We start from the raw sequence: 25,726 nt of genomic DNA, 5'->3' as shown, positions 1-25,726 counted from the left end.
GTATGAAGGAGCTGATATCATGAAACGTCCGCTTACGGAGGAAAAGGTATTCAAAGATCCGGTTCATAACTACATTCATGTACAGGACACCATTATCTGGCGATTAATCAATACAGAAGAATTTCAGCGTTTACGCAGAATTCGCCAGTTAGGAACATCCTATTTGACTTTTCACGGGGCAGAGCACAGCCGGTTCTCACACTCTCTTGGTGTCTATGAAATCACCCGCCGCATTATTTCACAGTTTGAAAGAAGCGGTTACAAGGACTGGATTTCGGAAGAAAGACTGCTCACGTTATGTGCTGCGCTGCTGCATGATTTGGGACATGGCCCGTTTTCCCATTCTATAGAAGAAGCTTTTGCGATGAACCATGAGGATTGGACCTGCCGGATCATATTGGAGAACACTGAAATCACCCGGATTCTGCAGGATGTAGAAGCGGATTTTCCGCGTAAGGTGGCTTCGGTCATTGCCAAAACCTACGAGCATGAAATTGTTGTCAATTTGGTCTCCAGTCCCCTGGATGCGGACCGCATGGATTATTTGCTCCGGGATGCCTACTATACCGGTGTGAATTATGGAACGATCGATATTGACCGCATTCTGAGAATGCTTCGTCCTTATAATGGACGGGTGGTTGTGAAAGAGTCCGGTATGCATGCTATTGAAGATTATCTGATGTCCCGGTATCAGATGTATTGGCAGGTGTATTTTCATCCCGTCACCCGCAGTTCGGAAATTATATTGCGCCAGATCTTCCGCAGGGCCAAAGAGCTGTTGCTGCAGGATTATCCTTTTCGCTTCATGATTGAACCCTTGCCGGATTTATTCCGGGGAGAAGTGACGGTTGAACAGTATTTGCTGCTTGATGAAGCGCTGGTGCAGACTGCTTTTATGCAGTGGACGCTGGAGGAGGATGAACTCCTCAGTGACTTGTGCAGTCGTTTTATTCATCGTAAACTGTATAAATATGTAGAGATAGAGAACCTGGATGCCGACACCATTGGCGAAATCCGCCGCAGCTTTGCAGCGGCCGGGCTGAATGCGGAATATGATCTGGAAATTGATTTTCCGAGCGATCTTCCTTACGATGTGTTTCGTCCGGGGGAAGGCTTTGACAACAAGCAAATATTACTTCTTGACCGGGAGGATAACCTGCGGGAAATCTCGGAAGTATCGGATATTGTCCGCTCGATCAGCGGCATACACCGTGGAAGATATCACCTCTATTTTCCACAGGACAAGCTCCAAAAGGCACTCCCGCAGCTCCCGCCTTCGATAGCCCGAATTTTTGCGAAATAATACAAAAAGGTTCGGCAAACATTCTAAAAATTGAGACTGGAAGTGAATATTGTATGCATCTATTCGACACCCATACCCATCTTGATGCTCCGCAATTCGACGAAGACCGCGAACAAGTGATTGCACGTGCTGTCGAAGGCGGGGTCAGCAAGATGATCAATATTGGATTTAACCGGGAGACCATTCCAACGACGATGAAGCTGGCGGAATCGTATGATTTTATCTATGCCGCTGTAGGCTGGCATCCCCAGGATGCCATCAACATGAAGGATGGAGATCTGGACTGGATCGCCTCTTTGTGCAGCCACAAGAAGGTGGTTGCCATCGGAGAGATCGGTCTGGATTATTACTGGGATACGTCTCCCAAAGATGTACAGCATGAAGTGTTCCGCAAACAAATTGGACTGGCCCGGGAGCTGAAGATGCCGATCTGCATCCATAACCGGGATGCCCATGAGGATGTGGTACGTATTTTGCGCGAGGAAAAAGCAAACGAAATTGGAGGCGTCATGCACTCCTTTTCAGGCAGCTGGGAGACGGCCAAAATGTGCCTCGATTTGGGATTCCATCTGTCCTTTGGAGGACCTGTCACGTTCAAGAACGCAAAGGTGCCCAAAGAGGTGCTGGCCCAGACTCCACTGGATCGTTTACTCATCGAGACGGACTCTCCATACCTTACTCCGCACCCCTTTCGCGGCAAGCGGAATGAGAGTGCCCATGTGAAGCTGGTGGCCGAGGCAGCGGCGGAAATTAAAGGGATTAAATGGGAAGAATTAGCTGAAATCACGTATGCGAACGCACTGGAACGATTTGGAATTGTGTGAAAACAGGAGAAATAAGCATGAAAGATTGAGTATGGCCGACATATTAAATCTTTTTAATGAGAAAACGGCCGAATATTACAATATTTTAACCATATTTTTGCGTAAACGTGGTTGAATCGTCCTTTACAACATGCATCAAAACAGGATATCATCTTTTCAGTGCAGTGAGCTGTTGTTACAGTGACAGCCACGCTATCATGAATCGTCTCGCTGAGTCTCCGTATGGAGAACGGGGGAACCAATATTGTTCTTGCCGCATGCACGTACATAGAGTACAGCATAGAAGTGCCGCAGACATTATTTGATTTCTTCACGTGGTCTTTGGGGTGAATTTGAGGGCAACCGCCGTGAGCGGGTGACCTGAGATAGGGCGTCTCTCTTTCGTCCGAACCCGACAGCTAACCCCGTAAGCGTAAGTAAGAGAGGAAACCTCGTGCATGAGCCGCGTATTCAGACATCCGGAGAAGCCACGAAAGAGTCCTCTGTGAACTCTTTTTAGGCTTTTTTTGTTTTGAATAAAGCGAAACTTCCCGGCATACTGTTATATAACAGGTGTGGGAGGTGCTGTGCCGGGCAGGCGATCCATGAGCAGGAGACGCTAAAGCAGTGTGAGCGAATCCTGTGATAATCTCAAACTAGTTTCGTCAAAGTGATTCAGTCATCTTGAAATTACGGGCAGACGACGGGGCTATGTAAGGAGGATGGAGAGAATGGGCGTATTCCAACCAGAAGTATCCCATGATTCGCAATCATCCAGCAGGTCATACTCATTACGGTGGGAACAGGTGAATTTCCGCGTACTTTCACTTGCAGGCGTGGTTTCTATTGCAATTGCGCTGCTTGTTCTGCTGTACGTACACGGTCAGAGCAGCAAACAAATCGTTTTGGTCATAGACGGGACAGTGCATACCTTTGAAACACGCGATTCACTTCTCAGTGATGTACTCACAAAAGAACAAATTTCGCTGCAGCCGAATGATGAAATATCCGCCGGTTTAAGTGATGAGATACAAGACGGGGACCGTGTTATAATTACCCGTGCGCGGCCATTGGTCCTGACTGCAGACGGAAAGACCCGGACACTGCACACGACTGAAAAAACAGTTGGTCAGGCAATCAGCAAACAGGGGATCACCCTGAAAGGTTCTGATAAAGTTTTCCCTTCGCTCAACACCCCGGTTTCTGCTAACATGGAGGTTAAAGTTGTCCGCATCAACAAACAGACAGTGCAGCGGACGCAAAACTTGCCCTTCCGGGTGATCAAGACAGCAGACCCCTCTCTTACCAAGGGAACAGTTAGAGTCGCACAAGCAGGCAAGCCAGGCGTAATGATACAGCATATTGAGAAGATCTACCAAGACGGTAAGCTTTCCTCTATGCGTATGATTGGGAAGGAAGTACAGAAGGTTACCAAAGACAAGATCATTGCCGTAGGTATCAAACCCAAACCCATTCCTAAGCCGGTTGCTGTTGTCGCAACAACGACTTCCAAATCCACAACAACCAAAACAACTGCCAAATCATCCAAAGTCAGTGCAAGCAGCAACAATGTTGCCAGCAAAGCGGGCGTAGACTTTGAATACAAAAAAGTAATTAAGAATGTTTCGATGACGGCCTATTCCTCGGAAGAGCCAGGTATTGGAACCCGTACGGCTTCCGGCACACGTGTAACGGAAGGGCGCACGATTGCTGTGGACCCGAATGTGATACCTATGGGCTGGTGGGTGTACATTGAAGGACTGGGATTCCGCCGTGCAGAGGATACAGGCGGTGCCATTAAAGGCAATAAGGTGGATATCTATTATGATTCACTGAGCCATGCCCGTAATTTCGGACGCAAGTCACGGACCATATATGTGATTGGACCTGTAAAGCCGGAGCTGAATTAATCGTTTCGTTTTTTGCAAAATAATTGTGAATAGGATATAGTGAGGGAAGCAGTTATGAAACGGCCCCGGTCAGCAATGATCGCAGAGCTACCGCTCATCACTTATACATTCTTTAGCCAATAAGAAGGGGAGCGAATCCTCTTCTTTTTGCGTTTTGCGAGAAGGAGTCAAGACCTATGATCAAGGAACTGATTGTCGTGGAGGGCAAAAGCGATACGGTTGCCGTGAAGCGAGCAGTAGAGGCAGATACCATTGAAACGGGTGGTTCCGCTGTGAACCGAATGGTGATTCAAAAGATTGCTCTGGCCATGGAGCGCAGAGGCGTCATTATCCTGACGGATCCCGACCATGCCGGTGAGCGCATACGCAAGATTGTCTCCTCCAAAGTACCGGGGTGCAAGCATGCGTTTATTCCGGAAAAGGAGGCGACCCGCAAGGGCGATATCGGTGTGGAGAATGCTTCGCCTGAGGCGATCCGCCATGCCCTGGAGCATGTACATACCTCGTTTGAAGGTGCACCAGCCCTTATCGGAATGGATGATCTGCTGGCTGCGGGGATGCTTGTACACTCCCGTGCGGCCGAGAGGCGAATGGCGCTTGGCAATCTGCTGGGTATCGGGTATTGCAACGGCAAACAGCTGTACAAGCGGCTGGCTATGTTTGGCATCACGCGGGAGGAGTTTGCCGGCGCTCTCGCCCAAATTGATCAGGGAGGCATTACGTCATGAGTGGCATGGAGAGTATTTCAACCCCAAAACGGACGAAGGAAATTATCCAGCGTTACGGGTTTTCGTTCAAGAAAAGTCTGGGACAGAATTTTCTGATTGATCAAAATATATTGGACAAGATCGTAGAGGCTGCGGAACTGGACAAGGCCGGAGGGGCGCTTGAGATCGGTCCGGGAATCGGAGCGTTGACTGAACGTTTGGCCATGGCTGCCGGAGCTGTGACCGCAGTGGAGATTGACCGGAGGCTGATTCCGATTCTCCGGGACGTGCTATCCCCGTATCCTCATGTGAAGGTTCGCAATGATGATGTGCTGAACGTGGATCTGAAGGCGTTGTTTGCCGATGATTTTGCGTCCGTGGATAAAGTCAGTGTGGTTGCCAATCTCCCGTATTATGTAACGACACCGATACTCATGAAGCTGCTTGAAGAGAAGCTGCCGCTCGACAACATCGTGGTGATGATCCAAAAGGAGGTTGCCGAGCGCATGGCAGCCTCCCCGGGAGGCAAGGAATACGGAAGCCTGAGTATCGCCGTGCAGTATTACAGCGAGCCTGAGCTGGTCTGTATTGTACCCCGTACTGTGTTCATTCCGCAGCCGAATGTGGAATCGGCTGTCATTCGCTTGAAGGTCAGAGAACATCCCCCCGTGGAGGTGGCTGATGAGAAGCACTTCTTTGAGGTGGTTCAGGCCTCCTTTACGCAGCGCCGCAAGACGATAGCGAATAATCTGAAGGCCCGTTACTTTGCCGAAGAGGGACGCGAGCGCCTGGAGGCGCTGCTGGCCGAGGCCGGCATTGAGCCAACTAGACGCGGCGAGACGCTGAGCCTTGCCGAATACGCCAAACTCAGCGATGTGCTGCTGGCTGCCGGAATCGTTTAGCATAAAAGCTGCCTGATTACGAACCAACATGGACCTTTGCCCATACGATGGGGATAGAGGTGGTGTTGTAATGAATTTAGGAGACTTGGTTGTTCGCAGATCATATGGCGGAGATGTGACCTTCCGTGTGGAGAATATCATGCAAAGCGGAGCCGTGATTAAAGGCACGGAGTTCCGTCTGCTGGCGGATGCTCCATTGGACGACTTGGTCCAGGTTCCTCCCAGCCGCGTGACAGAGCGGGGACAACAGGCGCAGATCAAAGCCAAGGAATCCTTAACGCTGCTGCACAAGGAGCGTCAGGAACAGAGCCGGCGCAATGGGGACAATCTTGCCGGGACATGGTCGCCGTCTGCTTCGGAAGCTGCTTATTTTGAAGTGCCGGGCAAGGTGCTGCATCTGGATGGAGATCCATCTTATTTGAGCAAAAGCCTCAGCCTATACGAGCAGCTGCGGATTCCGGCAGAGGGACATCATGTGCATGAAGCTTCGATGGCGGAAACGCTGCACCGGATCCTGCCCAGGGTGCGCCCGGACATTGTGGTAATTACCGGCCATGACGGAGTACTGAAGCAGCCCCATTCCTATGATCTGTACAATCTGAACAGCTACAAGAATTCACAGAATTTTATAGCCGCGATTCGGACGGCCCGGGAATACGAGCGCAATTTTGATGCTCTGACCATTGTTGCGGGCGCTTGCCAGTCGCATTTTGAAGCGCTGCTGGGTGCGGGGGCCAACTTTGCCAGTTCCCCCGGGCGGATTCTGATTCATGCCCTGGACCCGGTCTATGTAGCGGCAAAAGCTTCGTTTACGTCGATCCGGGACACGGTGAACCTGAGTGAGGTGCTGACCCATACAATCAGCGGGAGTCAAGGGATAGGCGGTGTAGAGACCCGGGGCAGCTTCCGGATCGGCATGCCGCGCCTGCAGAATCTCTCCAAGCTGAAAGTGACACCTTCAGCTATTTAAAGGGTACATCCGGCCCAGCAGCGGGCAGTACAGGAGGGCTCAGACCTTTAAGAAAGCCCTAATGAAGCGTAAACAAAAAGATGAGCCTCTACGGCTCATTTTTTTTATGATTTGTAAGTGGATTTACGGGCACACTATACGGATAACAAGGAAACTATTCCGCTGCTGTTCCTGTCTAAAAAAATTCCGTTGACAACCTTTTTGGCATGAATTATAATTATTTATTTGATTTGACAACTAATATAAAAAGCTGTATAATGGACAAGGAAAGAGGTGGTCGTCAGGTAATGGCTAATAACGCGCTGTTGGAAATTAAACGCAGTCTGGAAGCTCATGTCGGTCATAAGATCACGTTACGTGCAAACGGTGGCCGTCGTAAAACCGTTGAGCGCACCGGTGTCCTGGAAGAAACGTACCCTTCTGTATTTATTGTCAAACTGGATCAGGAGCAGCAAACCTTCAAGCGAGTCTCCTACAGCTATGCCGATATACTTACCGAATCTGTGGAAATCACAGTTAACGAAGATGATGGGCAGATGCGGATTATGTATATTAAAGCATAATGTTTTACAGGGCAGCCTTCCTGCGGGAGGGCTGTTTTTTTGTTGTCATCTTTAGCCCATGGCAAATATTCTTGAGTATGATAACCGTCTTCGGCAAGCATACTAGCCTTATGCAAGATGCACACATCATCTGACTATAGCGAAGGAGGTCGTCCATAATGAGCCGAAGAAGACGGGGCATGATGTCGGAAGAACTGAAGACGGAATTAGCTAAGGAGCTTGGATTCTACGAGACTGTGGAACGTGATGGCTGGGGTGGAATAAGGGCACAAGATGCGGGGAATATGGTCAAAAGAGCCATTCAGCTGGCAGAGCAGGCTGCCAAAAAGTCATAATCATTCTGACATTAGGGTCACAAATGTTATGGAGCGCTGCCCCTTGGGGGCGGTGCTCTTTTATTTCTGAATGGACTTCATTACAAGTTTCTCATATAATATGTTAAGTTGTTTTTACGGGAAAAGCTGAAGGTGGGTGAACGCCTTGAAAATGTATGAGAAAGCACCGGCCAAAATTAATTTGATGCTGGATGTGCTGCATAAACGGGCTGATGGTTTTCATGAGGTGGAAATGATTATGACTATGGTGGATCTGGCGGATCGTTTGGAGCTGTCGGAACTGCCGAGGGATACCATTATAATATCTAGCCAGGCCGGATATATTCCCCTGGACGAGAAGAACCTTGCTTTTCAGGCAGCGAGGCTTATTAAAGACCGCTACAATGTTAAGAGTGGGGTACATATCCATCTGGACAAAAGAATACCTGTGGCTGCCGGCCTTGCCGGAGGGAGCAGTGACGCCGCGGCCACCCTGCGCGGCCTGAACCGGCTCTGGCGCCTTCACATCCCGCTGCAGGAGCTGCAGGAGCTGGGGGCCGAGCTGGGCTCGGACGTCCCGTTCTGCGTCACCGGCGGCACCGCTCTGGCGACAGGCCGGGGGGAGAAGCTGACACCGATTGCCAATCCGCCGCAGTGCTGGGTGGTGCTGGCGAAGCCACCCATCAATGTGTCCACGGCCGAAGTGTACGGGCGTGTACGCAGCCAGAGCATTGCTGTGCATCCTTCGGCCAGCCGGATGCAGGAAGCGCTCGAAGCAGGCAGCTTCCAGGACGTATGCGACAGATTGGGCAACGTGCTGGAGGATGTAACCCTGAAGCTGCACCCTGAGGTTCAGCAGCTGAAGGAAGCGATGATTAAGCTGGGAGCGGATGGCGTACTGATGTCCGGCAGCGGGCCTACCGTATTCGGTCTGGTATCAAGGCCGTCCAAGGTAGCACGGATTTATAATGGTTTGCGCGGATTCTGCAAGGAAGTCTATGCGGTTCGTTCGTTGTCTTAGCAACCTTCCCTTGTATAAACCCGTACAAAAGTGATATATTTTTCTATAATATTCGGTTTTGGCGAGGAGTATTCCGTGAAGAAATTAAAAAGAAGTCAGCGTTTGGTCGATATGACCCAATTTTTGCTTGAGAAGCCGCATGACTTGTTACCTCTGTCTACATTTGCTGACCGTTATGGAGCAGCGAAGTCATCTATCAGTGAAGATCTGGCTATTATAAAAGAGGTATTTGAGGGAGAAGGAATGGGTGAGCTGCAGACCCTTGCCGGTGCTGCCGGCGGAGTCCGGTACATTCCAAGAATACCCAAGGAGATGGCACTCTCCTTCGTGCATAAGCTATGCGGGCAACTGGAGCATAGCGACCGCATTCTCCCCGGCGGTTATCTGTATATGTCCGACTTACTGGGGCTGCCCTCTTTGATGGAGCAGGCCGGTAAGATCATAGCGACGGCATTTTACGGACTGGAGATCGATGTGGTGATGACGGTGGAGACCAAGGGAATTCCTTTGGCGTATGCCACGGCTGCCCAACTGGGTCTGCCGGTAGTCCTGGTGCGGCGTGACCATCAGGTGACCGAAGGTTCCGCGGTAAGCATCAACTATGTATCCGGTTCCCACAAAAGCATCCACACCATGTCGCTGTCCAGACGGGCGCTCAAAGAGAAGTCGCGTGTGCTGATTGTCGATGACTTCATGAAAGCGGGAGGAACTGTGCGCGGGATGGTCGATCTGCTGGGTGAGTTCAATGCCGAGGTGGCCGGTGTAGGCGTGCTGGTGGAGTCCGGTGCTGTGGAGTCCGAAGAGCGGCTGTTGCATGACTATGTTTCTCTGGTGAAGCTGAGCGAGGTGGACTCCAAGGAACGGAGAATTTCAGCACATCCGGGAAACTACTTCTCTACCTAAGGGTAAAAGCTTTATAACGTGGAGAATGTCGAATCTGTGAAGAATCCTCAGAGAAGCGCACGAAATGTGTCGGAATCAATGGGTCCTTAAAAATATTCTTCTTAATCAGGTATTTTATGGAATGAAAAAGAAGGATTTCGCCTTGCTGTGTGGAATTATACACCAAGTCTCTGATGGAAAAAGGTGGTGAACACACACATGGAAATTACGGATGTCAGACTCCGCCGCGTCAACTCTGAGGGGAGAATGAAAGCAATTGCATCCATTACCATCGACAACGAGTTTGTTGTTCATGACATTCGGGTCATCGACGGGAATAACGGGATGTTTGTTGCTATGCCTAGTAAGCGTACACCGGATGGAGAATTCCGCGATATCGCACACCCGATCTCTTCGGGAACACGCGAGAAGATTCAATCCGCTGTTCTGGCCGAGTATGAACGCGCGGCCAGCGAAGAAGAAGAGGTCATCGAAGAGGGTGCATAAACGCGCTTTCTCTGCAGGCCGGCTGCCCCTTTGGGCGGAGTAAGGGCATGCTGTTTTTTGATCGCTTTTCTTATTGGGGTTCGAAGAAAAGGGAACCATGGCTTCATGGTTCTCTTTTCTTTTTGCGCGGAATGAGATATATTCAGTAGTGAGTTCAAGAGTAGGGGGTTGGCATTCTTGAAAAGAATGGCTGTGGTACTTGCTGCAGGACAGGGCAAGCGAATGAAATCAAAATTATACAAGGTGCTGCATCCCGTTTGCGGAAAGCCAATGGTTGGGCACGTGCTTGATACAGTAAAAGCGACCGGATGTGAACGAAGTATTGTCATCGTCGGACATGGCGCTGAAGCGGTTCAGGCTTATTTGGGCGGGCAGGCAGAATATGTGCTGCAGGAAGTGCAGCTGGGCACCGGCCATGCCGTAAAACAGGCAAAGGGCCTGCTGGGCAGCGAAGAAGGCACAACCATTGTTATTTGCGGAGATACGCCGCTCGTAACGACGGGGACGCTTGAAGGGCTTATGGCACTTCATGAGGAACGCGGGGCTGCTGCGACGGTATTGACAGCTGTGATGGAACAGCCTGCAGGCTACGGACGCATTATCCGCGGCGAAGACGGCGGTGTGCTGAAGATCGTAGAACAGAAGGACTGTACGCCGGAGGAAGATGCCGTTACCGAAATTAATACGGGAACGTATTGTTTTGACAATGCCAAATTGTTTGCAGCGCTGGAGAAGGTCACGAACAGCAATAATCAACAGGAATATTATTTGACTGATGTCATTGGCATTCTCAAAGCCCAGGGAGAGACTGTACTGGGTTATCAGGCGAACGATTCAGCCGAATCCATCGGTGTGAACGACCGTTTGGCCTTGTCGGAAGCCGAAGGTCATATGCGTCAGCGCATCAATCGTTACCATATGCTGAATGGGGTAACCATTATCGACCCTGCTTCGACCTATATCGGCGCAGAGGTGATCATCGGTCCAGACACAACGCTGTATCCAGGAACCACCCTTAAGGGCAAGACGGTGATTGGGGACAATTGTGTGATCGGACCTGCGAGTGAAATCGAAGACTGCCAGATCATGGACGGAGCCACTATCAAGCAATCCGTGCTGAACGGCGCACAAGTCGGCGCACGGACTTCCGTTGGGCCTTTTGCCTATTTGCGCCCAGGGAGTGTGCTTGGCGAAGAAGTTAAGGTCGGCGATTTCGTGGAAATTAAGAATGCCACCATCGGTGACGGTTCCAAAGTGTCCCATTTAAGCTACATTGGGGATGCTACTGTCGGCAGAAATGTGAATGTTGGCTGCGGTGCTATTACCGTCAATTACGATGGATATAATAAATCAAAGACGGAAATTGAAGATGATGCCTTTATCGGCAGCAACGTCAACCTGGTGGCTCCGGTTACCGTTGGCAAAGGCGCTTTTGTTGTCGCCGGTTCCACCATTACCCGTTCCGTTTCCGAGAATGAGCTTGCCATTGCCAGAGTGCGGCAGGAGAATAAGCCGGGTTATGCAGAGAAGATACGTGCCCGTGCCAAAGCAAAAAAAGATCAGTCAAGTCCATCGTAGAGGCTGTTAGGAGGCGCCGGACGGACTTCAAATTCCGCGCGGCGCATTTGGATAGTTAAATTCCGTCACGGAGGGTTTATATTTTATGACTTATTGTGATTCCAAATTAAAAATCTTCACCTGCAACTCCAACCCTAAACTCGCCAGTCAAATTGCTGATTACATCGGAATTCCGATGGGCGAGTCGCATACCACAAGCTTTAGTGACGGAGAAATTCAAGTGAAGCTGTCTGAAAGTGTCCGCGGCTGTCATGTATATATTGTGCAGTCTACCTGTGGGCCCGTGAATGACAATCTCATGGAGCTTCTGGTAATGGTGGATGCGCTCAAACGTGCCTCAGCGAAGAGCATCAATGTGGTTATCCCGTATTATGGTTATGCCCGTCAAGACCGCAAGGCGCGTTCCCGTGATCCGATTACGGCCAAGCTGGTAGCCAATCTGATTGAGAAGGCAGGAGCCCACCGGGTTATTACGATGGACCTTCATGCGATGCAAATCCAGGGTTTCTTCGATATTCCAGTAGATCATCTGCTCGGCGTTCCGATTCTGGCCCAATATTTCCGTTCCATGCAAATCCAGAATCCGGTAGTGGTATCGCCCGATCATGGGGGTGTGGTAAGAGCCAGAAAGCTCGCCGATTTCCTGAATGCTCCACTGGCGATTATCGACAAGCGCCGTCCGGAACCGAATGTCAGCGAAGTCATGAACATTATCGGGAACATTGAAGGCAAAACTGCCATCTTGATTGACGATATCATCGATACGGCCGGCACGATTGTGCTCGGAGCGAATGCTTTGATGGAAGGCGGCGTGAAAGAAGTATACGCCTGCTGTACGCACCCGGTCTTGTCCGGCCCTGCCCATGAGCGTCTGGAGAACTCTCCCATTAAGGAGATTATTGTGACGGATACAATCCCGATCCGCAGCGCAAATCCGACCTCCAAGCTCAAAGTGCTGTCCGTGGCTCCTCTGATGGGTGAGGCGATCATCCGCGTCCATGAAGAACTGTCGATCAGCAAATTGTTCGAGATCGAGTAACTTGCCCGTGATAGAATTGATTATAGAACCCAATCAGCCATGAATAGCACAAAAGGGTTACACCTTCCGCTTAGGAAGTTGTAACCCTTGTCGGCGTGTTGCCCGTGGACGCCAGAAGCTCTAATAACCGGGGCGGGAGATAAAAGTGTACCGGCTGCGGTTATACAATGTTCCTTGCAGTTCGGCAAAGCTCTCATCCGCAGCTGTCAATATGCCGATATCCACATGAACGTTGCCCAAGTAGATTTCAACAGGCACAGCGTGCTGGATATGGTAATGGAAATGGCGCTCCAATGTCAGAATTTCGCCCTGGTGTAGCATGAGTTCATCACCTGTCTTCATGAGTGTGATACGTAGATAAGACTTATTGTACCAAAAACGGACTTCTCCTGCCGGAGAGCCGGATGGAAAGGAAAGGTTCGTTCATGAAATGGATTGTCGGATTGGGAAATCCCGGGCCGCAGTACGCCAAAACCAAACATAATGTGGGCTTTATGGCCCTGGACGAACTTGCGGCCAGACATGGAATTTCCTTTAACCAGAATAAATGCAAATCGGTCATCGGTGAAGGGATTATAGATGGCATCAAAACGGTATTGATTAAGCCGATGACCTTTATGAACCTTTCGGGTGAAGCGGTTCGCGCCTATATGGATTACTACAAAGTCCAGCTTGAGGATATGATCGTTGTATATGATGATCTGGACACCGAATTCGGTAAAATCCGGCTGCGGTATCAGGGCAGCGCCGGAGGCCATAACGGAATCAAATCGATCATACAGCATACAGGTACACAAAGTTTCAACCGGGTACGGATGGGGATTTCGCGGCCGGAGCCAGGTTACGCCATTGTGGATTATGTCTTGTCCACCTTTGCCAAGAAGGACGCAGAGAAACTCAAGACCATGACGCTTGACACGTGTGATGCCCTGGAATTCAGTCTGAAGCATTCGTTTGAGCAGACGATGGCCAAATTCAACGGATGATCTTAAGTCCTGGCTCCCCTCAGGCTAAATACGGCGGGAGCCGGGCATACTGAAGGTATATACTACCTTCAGGAGGCATATAGATGGCAATAAACTATGTTTGCAGGCACTGTCGTACATTTCTTGGAAGTATTAATCAAAATGATGCTACCGAAATGCAGTTGGGCCTTCATTCCTTGACCCCTGCGGAGCGCAGAGATATAATAGCGTATGATTCAGACGGCGAGACTACGGTAAAGGTTACCTGCGATTACTGCAAGGAAGCCTTGGATAATAATCCGGAGCTCAGCCTGCTGGCCAGTCCGCTTCAGTAAGGTGGAAGCGCCTGTCTCTATCGTCATCCGCAAGCCTTGGCGTTACAGCTGAGGCTTGTTTTCGATTCCAATTATAATAGGTGAGGGCAGCTGTACAGCCGTCCTCAGCCTGTTCAGTAAGAGAGGTGCGCCTGTTGTTACAAGGTCTTATAGAAGCTTTTTCCAAAGATCCAGATTTTCAGTCTGTCACCCGTGGTGTCGCTGCAGGTATGAAGGAGCAGCTTATATCGGGTTTATCCGGCTCTGCCAGACAGATCATGCTGGCGGCGCTGCATGAAGAGACCGCGCGTCCGTTGCTGGTCGTTACCCATAATATGTTTTCGGCCCAGAAGATGGCCGATGATCTGCAGGAAGCGCTTTCTCCGGAACGTGTTCTGCTGTACCCGGCCAATGAGCTTGTGGCTGCGGAGGCTGCCGTGTCCAGTCCGGAAACGCTCGCTCAGCGGATCGACGTTCTGACCAAATGTGCGCAAGGTTTCCGGGGCATAGTGGTAGTGCCTTATTCGGGTGTCCGGCGGCTTCTGCCCTCCCCGCATGTGATGGCACAGGCACAGCTCACTGTTACCCAGGACGGGACGCTTGCCCTCGACGAATTCCTGATGTCCATGATTGAGATGGGCTATGAACGGGTGGAACGTGTCGAGAATCGTGGTGAGCTCAGCGTTCGGGGCGGTATTATCGACTTTTATCCGATGACTTCTCCCCTTGCTTACAGGGTGGAGCTGTTCGATGATGAAGTGGACTCCATCCGAACCTTTGATCCGGCGGATCAGAGGTCCATTGATAAGGTGCGCGTTGTAAAGATCTCACCGGCCAAGGAAATCATTGCAGACAGGTCCCGGCTGGAATCGGCTGCGTCCGAAGCAGCGGCCATGCTGGAACGCCAGCTGGAGAAAATGACGGACCGCCAAGCCAAGCTTCGCCTCCGGGAAGAAATGGGCCGTGAGCTGGAGATGCTCCGTGAAGGGACATATTTCACGGAAATCTATAAATATATAAGTCTTCTGTATCCCGAGCGTTCCCATCTGTATGATTACATGCTGGAGGATACGCTGCTTATTCTAGACGAGCCGGCCCGGCTTCTGGAGACGGCGAAGCAGCTTGAACGCGACGAGACGGAATGGAATCTGCATCTGCTGCAGAACGGGAAGAATCTGCCCGATCTGCATCTTTCTGTAGAGAGTGACACCATCATGTACCAGCGTCCGTTTCAAAGCCTCTTTATGTCTATTTTTCTGCGTCAGGTTCCGCATATTCAGCCCCAGAACATTCTGGGCTTTATCAGCCGCGGCATGCAGGATTTCCATGGGCAGATGAATGTGCTGAAGTCGGAGATGGAGCGCTGGCAGAAATCCGGTGTAAAGGTCCTGATGCTTGCCAATGGCGAGGAGCGGATTGAACGGGTCCGCCGTGTTCTGTATGATTACGGCATTGATGAGCCTACGATCCTCCAGGGAAACCTCGGGTCCGGGTTTGAGCTGCCGTCCATTCATCTGGCTGTAATTACCGAGGGAGAAATGTTCTCGCAGAAGCAGCGGAAGGCGCGCAAGCTGTCCAAAAGCGTTGATAACGCGGAGCGGATCAAGAGCTACACGGAGCTTAAGATTGGTGACTACGTCGTTCATCAGAATCATGGGATCGGCAAATATATGGGCATTGGTACGCTTGAGGTCAGCGGCATTCACAGGGATTACATGCATATCCTGTATGCGGGCGGCGACAAGCTTTCGGTACCCATCGAGCAGATTGATCTAATCCAGAAATATGTCGGTTCGGAAGACAAGGAGCCCAAGGTCTATAAGCTCGGCGGCAACGAATGGACAAGAGTGACCAACAAGGTCCGCTCTTCGGTGCAGGATATTGCGGATGATCTGATTAAGCTGTATGCCGAACGCCAGAGTGCGCAAGGTTACGGCTTTGACAAGGATACACAGGAGCAGCGTGAATTCGAAGAGATTTTCCCTTATGAGGAAACCCGGGACCAGCTGCGGGCCATTGAAGAGATCAAGAAGGATATGGAGCAGAACCGCCCGATGGACCGGCTGCTCTGCGGAGACGTCGGTTATGGCAAGACAGAGGTTGCCATTCGTGCTGCGTTCAAGGCGGCTATCGAGGGTAAGCAGGTGGCAGTGCTGGTGCCGACTACGATTCTGGCTCAGCAGCATTACGAGACCTTCAGGGAACGTTTTTCCAATTATCCGCTAAATATTCAGGTACTCAGCCGCTTCCGCAGCCGCAAGGAGCAGAACGAGGCGATTAAAGGCGTCCGGCAAGGTACGGTCGATGTTGTCATCGGGACACACCGGCTGTTGTCGCAGGACTTGGTCTTCAAGGACCTGGGGCTGCTCATTGTCGATGAAGAACAGCGGTTTGGCGTTACCCATAAAGAAAAGCTGAAGAAGCTGAAGACCAACGTTGATGTGCTAACCCTTACAGCGACGCCGATTCCCCGTACTCTGCATATGTCAATGCTGGGCGTACGCGATCTTTCGGTTATCGAGACCCCGCCGGAGAATCGGTTTCCTGTGCAGACTTATGTGGTTGAGCACAGCCATACCCTGACCCGTGAAGCGGTGGAGCGCGAGCTGGCCCGCGGCGGGCAAGTCTACTATCTCTACAATAGAGTCCAGGGGATTCAGGAAATGGCCGCACAAATCTCAATGCTGGTACCGGAAGCCCGGGTAGGCATTGGGCATGGGCAAATGTCGGAATCTGAGCTGGAGAAGACAATACTTGATTTCCTGGATGGAGAATATGATGTGCTGGTCAGCACAAGTATTATAGAGACCGGTGTGGATATTCCCAATGTAAATACGCTAATCGTACATGATGCTGACAAAATGGGGTTGTCTCAGCTCTATCAGCTGCGTGGACGTGTAGGGCGCTCCAACCGGATTGCCTACGCATACTTTACTTATCAGCGGGACAAGGTGCTGACAGAAGTAGCGGAGAAACGTCTTCAATCGATCAAAGAATTTACGGAGCTGGGTTCGGGCTTCAAAATAGCTATGCGCGACCTCTCCATCCGCGGAGCGGGTAATTTGCTCGGCGCGGAGCAGCACGGATTTATTGCTTCGGTCGGTTTTGACCTCTATTCGCAAATGCTGGCCGAGGAAATCCGCAAGCGGAAGGTAACGGTACTGGGGGAAGAAGATACTTCGCTTCAAGAAGGCAATACAGTCATTGATCTGTCGATCGATGCCTACCTGCCTTCGGAATATATTTATGACAGTATCCAGAAGATTGAGATCTATAAAAAGGTGGCGGCGGTATCCTCCTTCGAGGATGCCTCAGAGCTGGAGGATGAGCTGCTTGACCGGTTCGGCGAGCTGCCGGAGGCGGTCATTAATCTGTTGTCCGTAGCCCGTCTGAAAGTATACGGGAAAATGTACGGAATTGACTCCATGATCCGGCGCGGAGATGAGGCTACGCTTAATTTCCATGAAGGGCGCATGGCGGCATTGGATACAGCCAAACTCGCCAAGATTGGAAATGGCTTCGAAAGACGTGTACAATTTGACAGGGATGCCAAAGCGGCAATCCGGGTGAAAACGAAAGGCCTGGAAGATAAAGAACTGCTTGGCTTGCTTGAGCAATTTCTGGAAGCCATCAAAGCAGCGTTTAAAACGAAGGGAGAACTACACAATGTCGTTAAATAAACCAAAAACCTGGAAGGTGCTGCTTGTTTCATTGGCAGCAGCCCTTTCCTTCTCCATACTGTCCGCATGCAGCGGCAAGGCTGAGAATGCAGAAGACACCGGTACAGCTGTAGCTACCTATGAAGGCGGCACAATCACCGCGAAAGAATTTGAGCTGGATCAAAAAATCATGAAATTCCTGAATCCGCAGCAGGCGCAATATCTGGAAATTGAAGCTTTTCGGGAACCTGTCCTGAAGCAGGAGGTAGCATTTGAGTATCTGTCCGGCAAAGCCAGCCCCGAAGCCAAAAAGGAAGCCGAAAAAGAAGTCGATATCGAAATTGAAAAGATGAAGAAGGAACTTGGCGAAGGCTATGAGAGCATCCTTAAAGAGCAAGGGATTACAGAAGCTGAAATCAGGGCTTACATGGTGCGTATATTAACTGTGTACCAGGATATGATGCTGAAAGTAACGGACGAGCAGGTAAAAACGGAGTTTGAGGCTACCAAAGGAGACTTTACCGTAGCTACGCTCCGCCATGTGCTGATTGGCTTGACCGACGCAAGCAACAAGGAACGCAGCAAGGAAGATGCGCTGAAGCTGGCCAATGAAGTCAAGACGAAGCTGGAGGGCGGAGCGGATTTTGCAGCCACCGTCAAGGAATACTCCGATGATACCGTTTCTAAGGAAACCGGCGGTGAATATAAGGATAAGAACCTCGGAACATTTGTAGAGGAGGAATTTAAAAAAACAGCCCAGACGCTGCCGCTGAATAAGATCAGTGACCCTGTAGAGACTTCACTCGGGTATCACATCCTTAAGGTGGAATCACGCACGGAGAGAACGTTTGATCAATTGAAAGCTGAGGAAAAAGAAGCCATCAAGAGTTCCCTGGCTACCAAAAGCCTGGAGAGCTTCATGGAGAAGGAGCTTGAAGGCATTGTAAAGAGCATTAATCTGCCGAAGAGCTCCGCCGCTCCGGAGGAACAGGGCGGCGCCAATAACGGCGCAGCGGCTACTCCTGCGCCCACAGCAGCAGCTACTCAAGAAGCACCTGCAGCTACAGCCGCCGCTGAATAAAGGTACCCCCTTTGGACAAGCCTTGGCCTTTGGTGAGTGAGCCGCTCTGTTTGTTCCCGTACCGCCCCTGCCCGGGCGGTATTTTTGTGTATGCAAGACCGCCGAAACGGCTGTGAAAAACGGTACTTGACCGGCCTGAGGTCTAAAAGGATAAGTGATTTGGGCAAGATATTTTATACCTGTAACCTTATGTATAAGGAACTGGGAAGAGATGAATACTATGGTCAGATATTACGATAAATCACTGGGATTATCCTTTCCCATAATGGACAGTAGTTGGACCATACTTCTTAAGAAAGCGGGGCAACATGTGAAATGAAAGCTACTGGAATTGTACGCCGTATTGACGACCTCGGTCGAGTGGTTATCCCCAAAGAAATTAGACGCACACTGCGTATCCGGGAAGGAGACCCCCTGGAGATATTCGTCGATCGTGACGGTGAAGTCATACTGAAGAAATATTCGCCAATTGGCGAGCTCGGTGATTTTGCCAAAGAATATGCCGAATCTTTGTTTGAAAGCACGGGACATATCACCATGATTGCCGACAGGGATACCTTTATTGCGTTGGCCGGCGGCTCCAAAAAGGAATATCTGGAGAAGCAGGTTGGCGTCCTTCTGGAAAAAGTGATGGATGGCCGAAAAACGGTACTTGAAACAAGCGGAGGCAGTTACGAAATCAGCAAGGATCATGCGGAAACGGTCTCTTCTTATGTCGCTGCACCGATCATTTCCGGAGGAGATCCCATTGGCTGCGTGGTCATGCTGAACAAAGACGACTCGGTCAAGATGTCGCAAATGGAAGTGAAAATGTCTGAAACTGCTGCGGCGTTCCTTGGAAAGCAGATGGAGCAGTAATCTCTTTTGTACACCCCGCTTTTCTTTGGGCAAGCTCCCGAAGGGAGCGGGGTTTTGTTGTCTGGGGCCTACATACGTTATAATATAGAAATTCATCCCATTCTAGTTGTAGAAGCAGGTATAATTTATGAAATCGACGACACCGGCTTCGCGGCTGTTGCAGGGCGCTTTTATCCTGAGTGCTGCAGCCATTATTTCGAAGCTCTTAGGGACTTTGCAAAAGATCCCGCTGCAAAATTTGGGCGGAGATGCTGTATTTGGTATTTACAACACGGTGTATCCTCTCTATACGATGATTGTAACAATAGCCATGCTGGGGCTGCCTGCGGCCGTATCCAAGTTCGTGGCCGAATCCTCGGCGGGACAGGAGGAAGGCCAAGGGCGTCGGGTATTGCTGGTATCCGTTGCTCTTACGGGAATCAGCGGCCTGGTTATCGGAATACTGACCTATACGGGTGCACCCGCTATTGCCGGATGGGTCGGGAACTCCCATGTGATTGCCGCGCTGCGGGCGAGCGCCTTCGGGCTGGCATTTGTACCGCTGATGGCTGCGCTGCGCGGCTACTTTCAAGGGCTGCACGATATGGTGCCCACCGCCGTCTCCCAAGTCGTGGAGCAGTCCATCCGGGTCGCTGTCATGATCGCCCTGCTGCTGTATCTTAGCCGGCAAGGTGCGGGGGCCGAGAGCATCGCTGCGGGAGCCTTGCTGGGCTCGGCCGGGGGCGGCCTGGCCGGCCTGGTGGTTATGCTGCTGTATTGGCGACGTCACCGCCGGCGCAGCCAGCAGGGTTTGGCCGCCCGGGGAGCAGATACCCGGCCAGCTCCCGGCAAGGCCGTGAAAGCGGGCAGTCTGCTGGCCTACGGGATTCCGGTGATGCTGGGAGCGCTGGCTGTGCCGCTGATCAGTCTTGTGGACGTGTTCACTGTTCCGCGCCTGCTGTCTTGGGCCGGAAGCGAGACGAATGCCATGTCGCAGTTCGGCATCTATAACCGCGGGGTGCCTCTGGTGCAGATTGTAACGATGCTTGCTACCTCCTTGTCCGTGGTGTTCATTCCCGCGCTCGCTGAAGCGCAGTACAAAGGAGATCTGAAGCTGATTGAGCTCCGCTGCAGCCTGTCGCTGCGCTGGTTCTGGCTGCTCGGGCTTGCAGCCTCGGCAGGGCTTGCAGTGCTGGCGGAGCCGATCAACATCGCGCTGTACGGCGATGCCGCCGGCACTGCCACGATGATGTGGCTGGCCTTCACAGCCGCCGGGGGCACGGTCAGCATTATCTCGGCCGCGCTGCTGCAAGGCCTGGGCACGGTGCGCGCCCCGGCGCTGCACCTCCTGGCCGCCGCGGCCCTCAAGGCGGCCCTGAACCTGCTGCTGGTCCCGCAGCTGGGCATTACCGGCGCAGCCATCTCCGGCGTGGCTGCGCATCTGTTCGCGGCAGCGCTGAACGTGCTGCTGCTGCACCGGATGGGCCATCTGCGGCTGCGCTTCGCAGATGCCCTCGGCCGGCCCGCGCTGCTGCTCGCGGGCCTGGCCTTGGCCGCCGCGGCCGTCAGCCAGGGGGCTGGCGGGCTGCTCGCGGCGGCGGGGCTGGCGGGCGGGCGCACCGCCAGCCTGGCGCAGGCCCTGCTCGGCGTGGGCGCGGGCTGCGCCGTCTTTGCCCTGGGCGCTGTGCTCCTGCGGCTGCTCAGCGAGAGCGAGCTGCGCCAGCTTCCGGGCTTCGGACCGTCCCTGGCCGACAAGCTGAAGAAGCTGCGCCTGTTCCCCTAAGGTGCAGCTACAGTAACTTTGCGGCTTGATTCCTGGATAACCGCCGGTCTGACGGCAAACCCATAAACAGGCCGCTTGCCTGTACAAGCTGCAGGGAGCGGCTGGAGGAGAGAAAAAGCATGAGTGCAATATTAACGGTGGTCGGTCTCGGGTCCGGCAATCCGGACCGGCTGACGCTGGGCATTGTCAACAAGCTGAAGGCGGCATCTGCCGTCTACGTGCGTACCCGGGAGCATCCTGTCATGACGGCGTTATCGGAGCTTGGGATTGTCTCACAGTCCTTTGACGGACTGTATGAAGCGCTGGCGTCATTCCCGGAGGTGTATGAAGCCATTGCTTCCAGACTGATCGAGGAGGCGGGATCGGCACCACAAGGCACAGAAATCGTCTATGCGGTTCCCGGACATCCAATGGTAGCGGAATCTGCGGTATCCCTGCTGCGCGAGCGTTGTCCGCAAGCGGGCATTGAACTGAACATTCTGGGCGGCGAGAGCTTTCTGGATGAAGCCTTTGTACGCCTCGGCTTTGACCCGATTGAAGGTTTTCAGCTCCTTGATGCTTCCGGCATCCGCAGTTCCCAGCTCCAGCCGGAGCTGCATACCCTGATTGGGCAGGTGTACGATACCTTTACGGCTTCGGAAACCAAACTTTGTCTGATGGAGATATACCCCCCGGAATACGAGGTGGTGGTCGGCCATGCGCTGGGTGTGGAGGCCGAGGAGTCCATTGTAAAGGTTCCGCTTTACGAACTTGACCGGCTGAGTGGGTTCGGCAATTTGTCGCTTGTCTATATTCCGGCCAACCGCTCTGCCGACTTACGGCAACGCACCTTTGCACGGCTGCATGAAATTGTCGATATTCTGCGCAGCCCCGAAGGATGTCCTTGGGACCGTGAGCAGACACACGAATCCTTGCGCAAGAATCTCATTGAAGAGACCTATGAGGTCCTGGAGACGATTGATGAGGACGATCCTGACCATATGAAAGAAGAGCTGGGGGATCTCCTGCTCCAGATTATGCTTCATTCGCAGATGGAAGAGGAACTTGGTACATTTAATGTATATGATGTGATTGAAGGCTTAAACGACAAGCTGATTTTCCGCCATCCCCATGTATTTGGTGACAAAAGTGCCGGAGATGCGGAAGAAGCGCTGCAGAACTGGGAAGGGATGAAAGCGGAAGAGAAGCGGCGCAAAGGCGTAAAGCCGGAGGAGCTGTCGGTACTGAGCGGCATTCCCCGCGATTTGCCGGCGCTGATGAAGGCGTACAAGCTGCAGAAGAAAGCGTCCAAGGTGGGCTTTGACTGGGATGATCCCCGGGAGGTGCTGGCCAAAATCCGTGAGGAAGTAGATGAACTGGAGGAGGCTATCGACACCGGAGCCTCAGCCGAAGAGCAGATGCTGGAGCTGGGTGATTTGCTGTTTGCGGCGACCAATGCGGCCCGGTTTATCGGAGCCGATCCCGAAGAGGCCTTAACCCGTACCAACCGCAAATTTGTTCAGCGGTTTCAATACATTGAACAAAGTCTGCAGCGCCAAGGAACTACGGTACAGGACAGCAGTCTGGAAGTGATGGAAGCGTTATGGCAGGAGGCCAAAGTCCTGGAACGTGAATCCTAGGCATGGCGGCCTTTGAATTACGGCTTTGGACAGACTGCTTTAGTATATACCGGCTGGAATGGGGCAATGCTGGGAAGATGCCCCGCCTGGCGGTGATTTGAACCCGGCACGGTGGTTTATTATAATGTAATAGTCACGTTGCTTGGCTATTGTGGCGGCTTCGGAAACCAATGGCTCCTTTTTTTAAAAAAACGGCAGGCCATGGCAGGATTTCAAGACGTTATCCAGAATATCATAAAGACGAAATGACAATTTGCGGCATGTTATGGCAGCAATACTCGTTTCATTTATTTTTTTGTATCCTAGGAGGAACTTTAAATTATGAACAAGACAGATCTGGTAAACAACATTTCCGAGAAAAACGGATTGGCCAAAAAGGATGTAGAAGCAGTTCTGAACGGATTCTTGGGTGAAATTACAGAAGCTCTCGCCAAAGGCGATAAAGTTCAACTCATCGGATTCGGTACCTTCGAAACCCGCAAACGTTCCGGCCGTACCGGCCGCAACCCGCAAACCGGCGAGACCATTAATATTGCTGAATCGACTGTACCTGCATTCAAAGCCGGCAACAAGCTTAAAGAAGCTGTCAACTAATGCGTCTGGACAAATTTTTGAAAGTGTCCCGTTTAATTAAACGGCGCACGGTGGCCAAAGATGTGTCCGAACAAGGCCGGGTAATGATTAACGGACGTGAATCCAAACCGAGCAGTACAGTCAAGATCGGCGATGAGATTACTGTGCAATTCGGCCAGAAGCTAGTGACCGTCAAGGTAGAGAAGCTGGTCGAGACGACCCGCAAGGATGAGGCGGCGGGTATGTACACTCTTGTGCGGGAAGAGCCTGTAGCCAAAACTGGCGGCCTGGACTGGTAAGCGTTGATTTGTAAAAAAGCCAAACAAGCAGCACAGCTCTGTAGAGCTGTGCTTTTTTATGCTGCCTTGAACTCTCTCCCTTTCTCCTTGGCAGAACTTGTTCTATAACCGGACTCCCCGCCATAGATTAGAGGTAAGAAGGAGGGGTACATGCTATGATCGAGCCAGGAAAGGTTAACAAACAGCACGATCTGCACATGCGCAGTCGTAAACAGCTGGAGCTTACAGGCGTGCAAAATGTGGAGAGTTTCGACAGCGAGGAGTTTCTGCTCCGTACAGAACTTGGCCATCTCACCATTCGCGGAAGTCATTTACATATCAAAAATCTAAGTCTGGAGAACGGAATTCTCTCGCTGGAGGGTAATGTCCATTCCCTGATTTATCTTGATCCCGGGACGCAGGCCAAAAACAAGGGATTCCTCGGCAAAATATTTAAATGAACCCCTCGGTCCAGTGGATAACACTGCTCTATATGATTCTGGCCGGCGCGGCTATGGGACTGGCCTATGACAGCTACCGGGTGCTGTCGCTGAGACTGCGGTTTCCCAAATGGCTGAACGCCGCGCTGGATGTGCTTTATTGGTTGTGGGCAGCTTTGCTTGTGTTCCGTATGTTGTATGCCGGCAATCAGGGGCAGCTGCGTTTTTACGCTTTTCTCGGTTTATTTCTGGGTGTATGGATTTATTTTTTGATCTTCAGTGTCACGGTAAGGCGTTTTGTGGTAATGTTAATTCATTCGGTTCAGTATGTAGGCAGACTGCTGTTACGACTCGCAGGCATTCTCATAGGCACTCCGCTGTTGTGGCTCTGGAGTCTTCTCAGAGGAACGCTGGTGCTAATTGGACGAATTCTTGTATTCATACTGAAACTGCTGCTGCGTCTAACGAAACCTATTTGGGTACTACCTGTAAGATGGATCTCTCCATGGTGGATGCGGCTGGCCCAAAACACATGGGTTGTGAAGTTTAAGGAATGGATTACCAAACGGTGGAAACGCTGACCTTGAAGTGGAGGTACGCAACATGAACAGATTCTCTGCGGAAGAGAAAGAGAAAGCCGGCAACAATGCTTTGGCCGCAGGCGCGAAGCGAAGACGATTTATATGGGTGTTCTCAGTAGTGGTGTTTTTTGCCTGGGCGGGGTATACATTTATCGCTCAGAATACTCTGATAACGGACAAGAGTCAGCTGCTGGCCGAGAAACAGGAAAGCCAGAAAAATGTGACGGCATCCTTAAATCAACTGAAATATGAAGTCACACGGCTCAACAATGATGAGTATATCGGGCAATTGGCACGGAAATGGTACAATATGTATCCAAAGGGAGAAACTGCTATCCGAACAGAGCAAACAGAATGAATAAAAGGCCAAAAACAGGCTTTTCGCTCTGTTGCCTTGCTCTGCTCTTTACTGTATAATCAAATCACCGCAGACAGGATAACCTTAATATTCGTCTGTATATTTTTAAGGGAGGATCATTTTATTCTATGGCAATTGAAGTGGGCACCAAGTTAGAGGGCAAAGTGACAGGCATCACGCATTTCGGAGCATTTGTGGATCTGTCAGGAGGTGTCACAGGACTCGTTCACATCTCGGAAATCGCCGATAATTACGTCAAGGATGTTAACGATCATCTGAAGATCAGTGATGTAGTAACAGTCAAGGTGATCAATGTTGACAAGGATGGCAAGATCGGACTTTCCATTAAGCAGGCTGTAGATAAGCCGGCATCGGAAGTACGTCCGCCCAGAGCTCCAAGACCTGAACGTCCAAGCGGTGGAGACCGTTTCGGCGGCGGTGGCGGCAGTGGTGGAGGCGGCGGTGGTTACAATCGTGAACGGGGTGGGCGTCCATTCAAGCCTGCAGCCGGTAAACCTTCATTCGAGGATAAAATGTCACGCTTCCTGAAAGATAGCGAAGAACGGATATCTTCGATCAAGAAGAACACAGAAGGAAAGCGCGGCGGCCGTGGTGCCAAGCGCGTATAACCGAATATCTGTAGATCATAAATAACCGCAGGGGCGTTTCTCGCCTTTCGCGGTTTTTTTGTCGGGTTCATAATGAATTGCCGACAGCATCCATGACATTCCCACACAAC

Annotated in this window: 27 protein-coding genes and 1 riboswitch; of the genes, 26 read left to right on the top strand and 1 reads right to left on the bottom strand. The window is 51.4% G+C overall.

Annotation, left to right across the window (positions count from 1 at the left end):
- Positions 1–19: 19 nt before the first annotated feature.
- The 13 genes from IEY53_RS30230 (at position 20) to IEY53_RS30170 (ending at position 12,499) form a co-directional block, all read left to right on the top strand.
- On the top strand, positions 20–1,303 hold the full coding sequence (locus IEY53_RS30230) for an HD domain-containing protein (RefSeq protein ID WP_189031480.1): 1,284 nt from the start codon (positions 20–22) through the stop codon (positions 1,301–1,303).
- 53 nt (positions 1,304–1,356) lie between these two features.
- The gene (locus IEY53_RS30225) at positions 1,357–2,127 is read left to right on the top strand and encodes a TatD family hydrolase (protein WP_189031478.1); all 771 of its coding nucleotides are present in this window, start codon (positions 1,357–1,359) and stop codon (positions 2,125–2,127) included.
- Positions 2,128–2,325: 198 nt separating this feature from the next.
- Positions 2,326–2,555: riboswitch (cyclic di-AMP (ydaO/yuaA leader) on the top strand.
- 282 nt (positions 2,556–2,837) lie between these two features.
- On the top strand, positions 2,838–4,016 hold the full coding sequence (locus tag IEY53_RS30220; protein WP_189031476.1) for a resuscitation-promoting factor: 1,179 nt from the start codon (positions 2,838–2,840) through the stop codon (positions 4,014–4,016).
- A gap of 176 nt (positions 4,017–4,192) precedes the next feature.
- Entirely contained in the window at positions 4,193–4,744 is a 552-nt protein-coding gene (rnmV, locus tag IEY53_RS30215) for a ribonuclease M5 (RefSeq protein ID WP_189031474.1), read from the top strand.
- The gene (gene rsmA / locus IEY53_RS30210) at positions 4,741–5,625 is read left to right on the top strand and encodes a 16S rRNA (adenine(1518)-N(6)/adenine(1519)-N(6))-dimethyltransferase RsmA (protein WP_285229576.1); all 885 of its coding nucleotides are present in this window, start codon (positions 4,741–4,743) and stop codon (positions 5,623–5,625) included. Before rnmV ends, rsmA begins: the two co-directional genes overlap by 4 nt.
- Before the next feature lie 70 nt (positions 5,626–5,695).
- The gene (gene yabG / locus IEY53_RS30205) at positions 5,696–6,595 is read left to right on the top strand and encodes a sporulation peptidase YabG (protein WP_189031472.1); all 900 of its coding nucleotides are present in this window, start codon (positions 5,696–5,698) and stop codon (positions 6,593–6,595) included.
- A gap of 287 nt (positions 6,596–6,882) precedes the next feature.
- A complete protein-coding gene (veg, locus tag IEY53_RS30200) occupies positions 6,883–7,158 on the top strand; it encodes a biofilm formation stimulator Veg (RefSeq protein ID WP_189031470.1) in 276 nt (91 codons plus the stop codon).
- Between the two features lie 158 nt (positions 7,159–7,316).
- Positions 7,317–7,493: a small, acid-soluble spore protein, alpha/beta type gene (locus tag IEY53_RS30195; protein WP_189031468.1), complete on the top strand. Its 177-nt coding sequence runs from the start codon at positions 7,317–7,319 to the stop codon at positions 7,491–7,493.
- A gap of 145 nt (positions 7,494–7,638) precedes the next feature.
- Positions 7,639–8,493: a 4-(cytidine 5'-diphospho)-2-C-methyl-D-erythritol kinase gene (gene ispE / locus IEY53_RS30190; RefSeq protein ID WP_189031467.1), complete on the top strand. Its 855-nt coding sequence runs from the start codon at positions 7,639–7,641 to the stop codon at positions 8,491–8,493.
- 75 nt (positions 8,494–8,568) lie between these two features.
- Positions 8,569–9,396 (top strand): pur operon repressor, encoded by an 828-nt coding sequence (purR, locus tag IEY53_RS30185; protein WP_189031465.1) that lies wholly within the window; start codon positions 8,569–8,571, stop codon positions 9,394–9,396.
- A gap of 198 nt (positions 9,397–9,594) precedes the next feature.
- Complete coding sequence (gene spoVG / locus IEY53_RS30180) at positions 9,595–9,882, top strand: septation regulator SpoVG (RefSeq protein ID WP_189031464.1); 288 nt, start codon at positions 9,595–9,597, stop codon at positions 9,880–9,882.
- A gap of 177 nt (positions 9,883–10,059) precedes the next feature.
- Complete coding sequence (gene glmU, locus IEY53_RS30175) at positions 10,060–11,460, top strand: bifunctional UDP-N-acetylglucosamine diphosphorylase/glucosamine-1-phosphate N-acetyltransferase GlmU (RefSeq protein ID WP_308424269.1); 1,401 nt, start codon at positions 10,060–10,062, stop codon at positions 11,458–11,460.
- A gap of 85 nt (positions 11,461–11,545) precedes the next feature.
- Positions 11,546–12,499: a ribose-phosphate diphosphokinase gene (locus IEY53_RS30170; RefSeq protein ID WP_189031463.1), complete on the top strand. Its 954-nt coding sequence runs from the start codon at positions 11,546–11,548 to the stop codon at positions 12,497–12,499.
- A gap of 120 nt (positions 12,500–12,619) precedes the next feature.
- Here IEY53_RS30170 and IEY53_RS30165 read toward each other — a convergent pair whose 3' ends face one another.
- Positions 12,620–12,820 (bottom strand): hypothetical protein, encoded by a 201-nt coding sequence (locus IEY53_RS30165; protein WP_189031462.1) that lies wholly within the window; start codon positions 12,818–12,820, stop codon positions 12,620–12,622.
- Positions 12,821–12,924: 104 nt separating this feature from the next.
- Here IEY53_RS30165 and pth point away from each other — a divergent pair, with 104 nt between their 5' ends.
- From pth to IEY53_RS30100, 13 genes are all read left to right on the top strand, one after another.
- Complete coding sequence (gene pth, locus IEY53_RS30160; RefSeq protein ID WP_189031461.1) at positions 12,925–13,485, top strand: aminoacyl-tRNA hydrolase; 561 nt, start codon at positions 12,925–12,927, stop codon at positions 13,483–13,485.
- An 83-nt stretch (positions 13,486–13,568) separates the two neighbouring features.
- On the top strand, positions 13,569–13,799 hold the full coding sequence (locus IEY53_RS30155; RefSeq protein WP_189031460.1) for an anti-sigma-F factor Fin family protein: 231 nt from the start codon (positions 13,569–13,571) through the stop codon (positions 13,797–13,799).
- A 134-nt stretch (positions 13,800–13,933) separates the two neighbouring features.
- Positions 13,934–17,458, top strand: coding sequence for a transcription-repair coupling factor (mfd, locus tag IEY53_RS30150; RefSeq protein WP_189031459.1), 3,525 nt, complete (start codon positions 13,934–13,936; stop codon positions 17,456–17,458).
- Positions 17,445–18,518, top strand: a complete 1,074-nt coding sequence (locus tag IEY53_RS30145) for a peptidylprolyl isomerase (RefSeq protein ID WP_189031458.1) — start codon at positions 17,445–17,447, stop codon at positions 18,516–18,518. Before mfd ends, IEY53_RS30145 begins: the two co-directional genes overlap by 14 nt.
- A gap of 315 nt (positions 18,519–18,833) precedes the next feature.
- Complete coding sequence (gene spoVT / locus IEY53_RS30140) at positions 18,834–19,376, top strand: stage V sporulation protein T (RefSeq protein WP_189031457.1); 543 nt, start codon at positions 18,834–18,836, stop codon at positions 19,374–19,376.
- Positions 19,377–19,503: 127 nt separating this feature from the next.
- A complete protein-coding gene (locus IEY53_RS30135) occupies positions 19,504–21,138 on the top strand; it encodes a putative polysaccharide biosynthesis protein (RefSeq protein WP_189031455.1) in 1,635 nt (544 codons plus the stop codon).
- A gap of 119 nt (positions 21,139–21,257) precedes the next feature.
- A complete protein-coding gene (yabN, locus tag IEY53_RS30130; RefSeq protein ID WP_189031453.1) occupies positions 21,258–22,757 on the top strand; it encodes a bifunctional methyltransferase/pyrophosphohydrolase YabN in 1,500 nt (499 codons plus the stop codon).
- Positions 22,758–23,078: 321 nt separating this feature from the next.
- On the top strand, positions 23,079–23,351 hold the full coding sequence (locus tag IEY53_RS30125; RefSeq protein WP_189031452.1) for an HU family DNA-binding protein: 273 nt from the start codon (positions 23,079–23,081) through the stop codon (positions 23,349–23,351).
- A complete protein-coding gene (locus IEY53_RS30120) occupies positions 23,351–23,629 on the top strand; it encodes an RNA-binding S4 domain-containing protein (protein ID WP_189031451.1) in 279 nt (92 codons plus the stop codon). The genes IEY53_RS30125 and IEY53_RS30120 overlap by 1 nt, the downstream gene beginning before the upstream one ends.
- Before the next feature lie 155 nt (positions 23,630–23,784).
- Positions 23,785–24,069 (top strand): sporulation protein YabP, encoded by a 285-nt coding sequence (yabP, locus tag IEY53_RS30115; RefSeq protein ID WP_189031450.1) that lies wholly within the window; start codon positions 23,785–23,787, stop codon positions 24,067–24,069.
- Positions 24,066–24,629, top strand: a complete 564-nt coding sequence (yabQ, locus tag IEY53_RS30110; RefSeq protein ID WP_189031449.1) for a spore cortex biosynthesis protein YabQ — start codon at positions 24,066–24,068, stop codon at positions 24,627–24,629. The genes yabP and yabQ overlap by 4 nt, the downstream gene beginning before the upstream one ends.
- Before the next feature lie 22 nt (positions 24,630–24,651).
- Entirely contained in the window at positions 24,652–24,987 is a 336-nt protein-coding gene (locus IEY53_RS30105; protein ID WP_189031448.1) for an FtsB family cell division protein, read from the top strand.
- 128 nt (positions 24,988–25,115) lie between these two features.
- Entirely contained in the window at positions 25,116–25,616 is a 501-nt protein-coding gene (locus tag IEY53_RS30100) for a S1 domain-containing RNA-binding protein (protein WP_189031447.1), read from the top strand.
- Positions 25,617–25,726: the final 110 nt, after the last annotated feature.

It is taken from the genome of Paenibacillus albidus (assembly GCF_014644435.1).
GTDB lineage: Bacteria > Bacillota > Bacilli > Paenibacillales > Paenibacillaceae > Paenibacillus_AQ > Paenibacillus_AQ albidus.
Note: the sequence above shows the minus strand (reverse complement) of the source record. Positions and strands in the feature narration are given on the sequence as shown.

Bases quoted from the DNA above. Each gene is read 5' to 3' on its own strand.
- spoVG (WP_189031464.1), top strand. From the start codon at position 9,595: ATGGAAATTACGGATGTCAGACTCCGCCGCGTCAACTCTGAGGGGAGA.
- rnmV (WP_189031474.1), top strand. From the start codon at position 4,193: ATGATCAAGGAACTGATTGTCGTGGAGGGCAAAAGCGATACGGTTGCC.
- IEY53_RS30100 (WP_189031447.1), top strand. From the start codon at position 25,116: ATGGCAATTGAAGTGGGCACCAAGTTAGAGGGCAAAGTGACAGGCATC.
- IEY53_RS30165 (WP_189031462.1), bottom strand. From the start codon at position 12,820: ATGCTACACCAGGGCGAAATTCTGACATTGGAGCGCCATTTCCATTAC.
- IEY53_RS30155 (WP_189031460.1), top strand. From the start codon at position 13,569: ATGGCAATAAACTATGTTTGCAGGCACTGTCGTACATTTCTTGGAAGT.
- IEY53_RS30125 (WP_189031452.1), top strand. From the start codon at position 23,079: ATGAACAAGACAGATCTGGTAAACAACATTTCCGAGAAAAACGGATTG.
- yabN (WP_189031453.1), top strand. From the start codon at position 21,258: ATGAGTGCAATATTAACGGTGGTCGGTCTCGGGTCCGGCAATCCGGAC.
- IEY53_RS30230 (WP_189031480.1), top strand. From the start codon at position 20: ATGAAACGTCCGCTTACGGAGGAAAAGGTATTCAAAGATCCGGTTCAT.
- IEY53_RS30220 (WP_189031476.1), top strand. From the start codon at position 2,838: ATGGGCGTATTCCAACCAGAAGTATCCCATGATTCGCAATCATCCAGC.
- IEY53_RS30145 (WP_189031458.1), top strand. From the start codon at position 17,445: ATGTCGTTAAATAAACCAAAAACCTGGAAGGTGCTGCTTGTTTCATTG.
- veg (WP_189031470.1), top strand. From the start codon at position 6,883: ATGGCTAATAACGCGCTGTTGGAAATTAAACGCAGTCTGGAAGCTCAT.
- IEY53_RS30225 (WP_189031478.1), top strand. From the start codon at position 1,357: ATGCATCTATTCGACACCCATACCCATCTTGATGCTCCGCAATTCGAC.
- yabP (WP_189031450.1), top strand. From the start codon at position 23,785: ATGATCGAGCCAGGAAAGGTTAACAAACAGCACGATCTGCACATGCGC.
- yabQ (WP_189031449.1), top strand. From the start codon at position 24,066: ATGAACCCCTCGGTCCAGTGGATAACACTGCTCTATATGATTCTGGCC.
- IEY53_RS30135 (WP_189031455.1), top strand. From the start codon at position 19,504: ATGAAATCGACGACACCGGCTTCGCGGCTGTTGCAGGGCGCTTTTATC.
- yabG (WP_189031472.1), top strand. From the start codon at position 5,696: ATGAATTTAGGAGACTTGGTTGTTCGCAGATCATATGGCGGAGATGTG.
- IEY53_RS30195 (WP_189031468.1), top strand. From the start codon at position 7,317: ATGAGCCGAAGAAGACGGGGCATGATGTCGGAAGAACTGAAGACGGAA.
- spoVT (WP_189031457.1), top strand. From the start codon at position 18,834: ATGAAAGCTACTGGAATTGTACGCCGTATTGACGACCTCGGTCGAGTG.
- IEY53_RS30120 (WP_189031451.1), top strand. From the start codon at position 23,351: ATGCGTCTGGACAAATTTTTGAAAGTGTCCCGTTTAATTAAACGGCGC.
- IEY53_RS30170 (WP_189031463.1), top strand. From the start codon at position 11,546: ATGACTTATTGTGATTCCAAATTAAAAATCTTCACCTGCAACTCCAAC.
- rsmA (WP_285229576.1), top strand. From the start codon at position 4,741: ATGAGTGGCATGGAGAGTATTTCAACCCCAAAACGGACGAAGGAAATT.
- pth (WP_189031461.1), top strand. From the start codon at position 12,925: ATGAAATGGATTGTCGGATTGGGAAATCCCGGGCCGCAGTACGCCAAA.
- IEY53_RS30105 (WP_189031448.1), top strand. From the start codon at position 24,652: ATGAACAGATTCTCTGCGGAAGAGAAAGAGAAAGCCGGCAACAATGCT.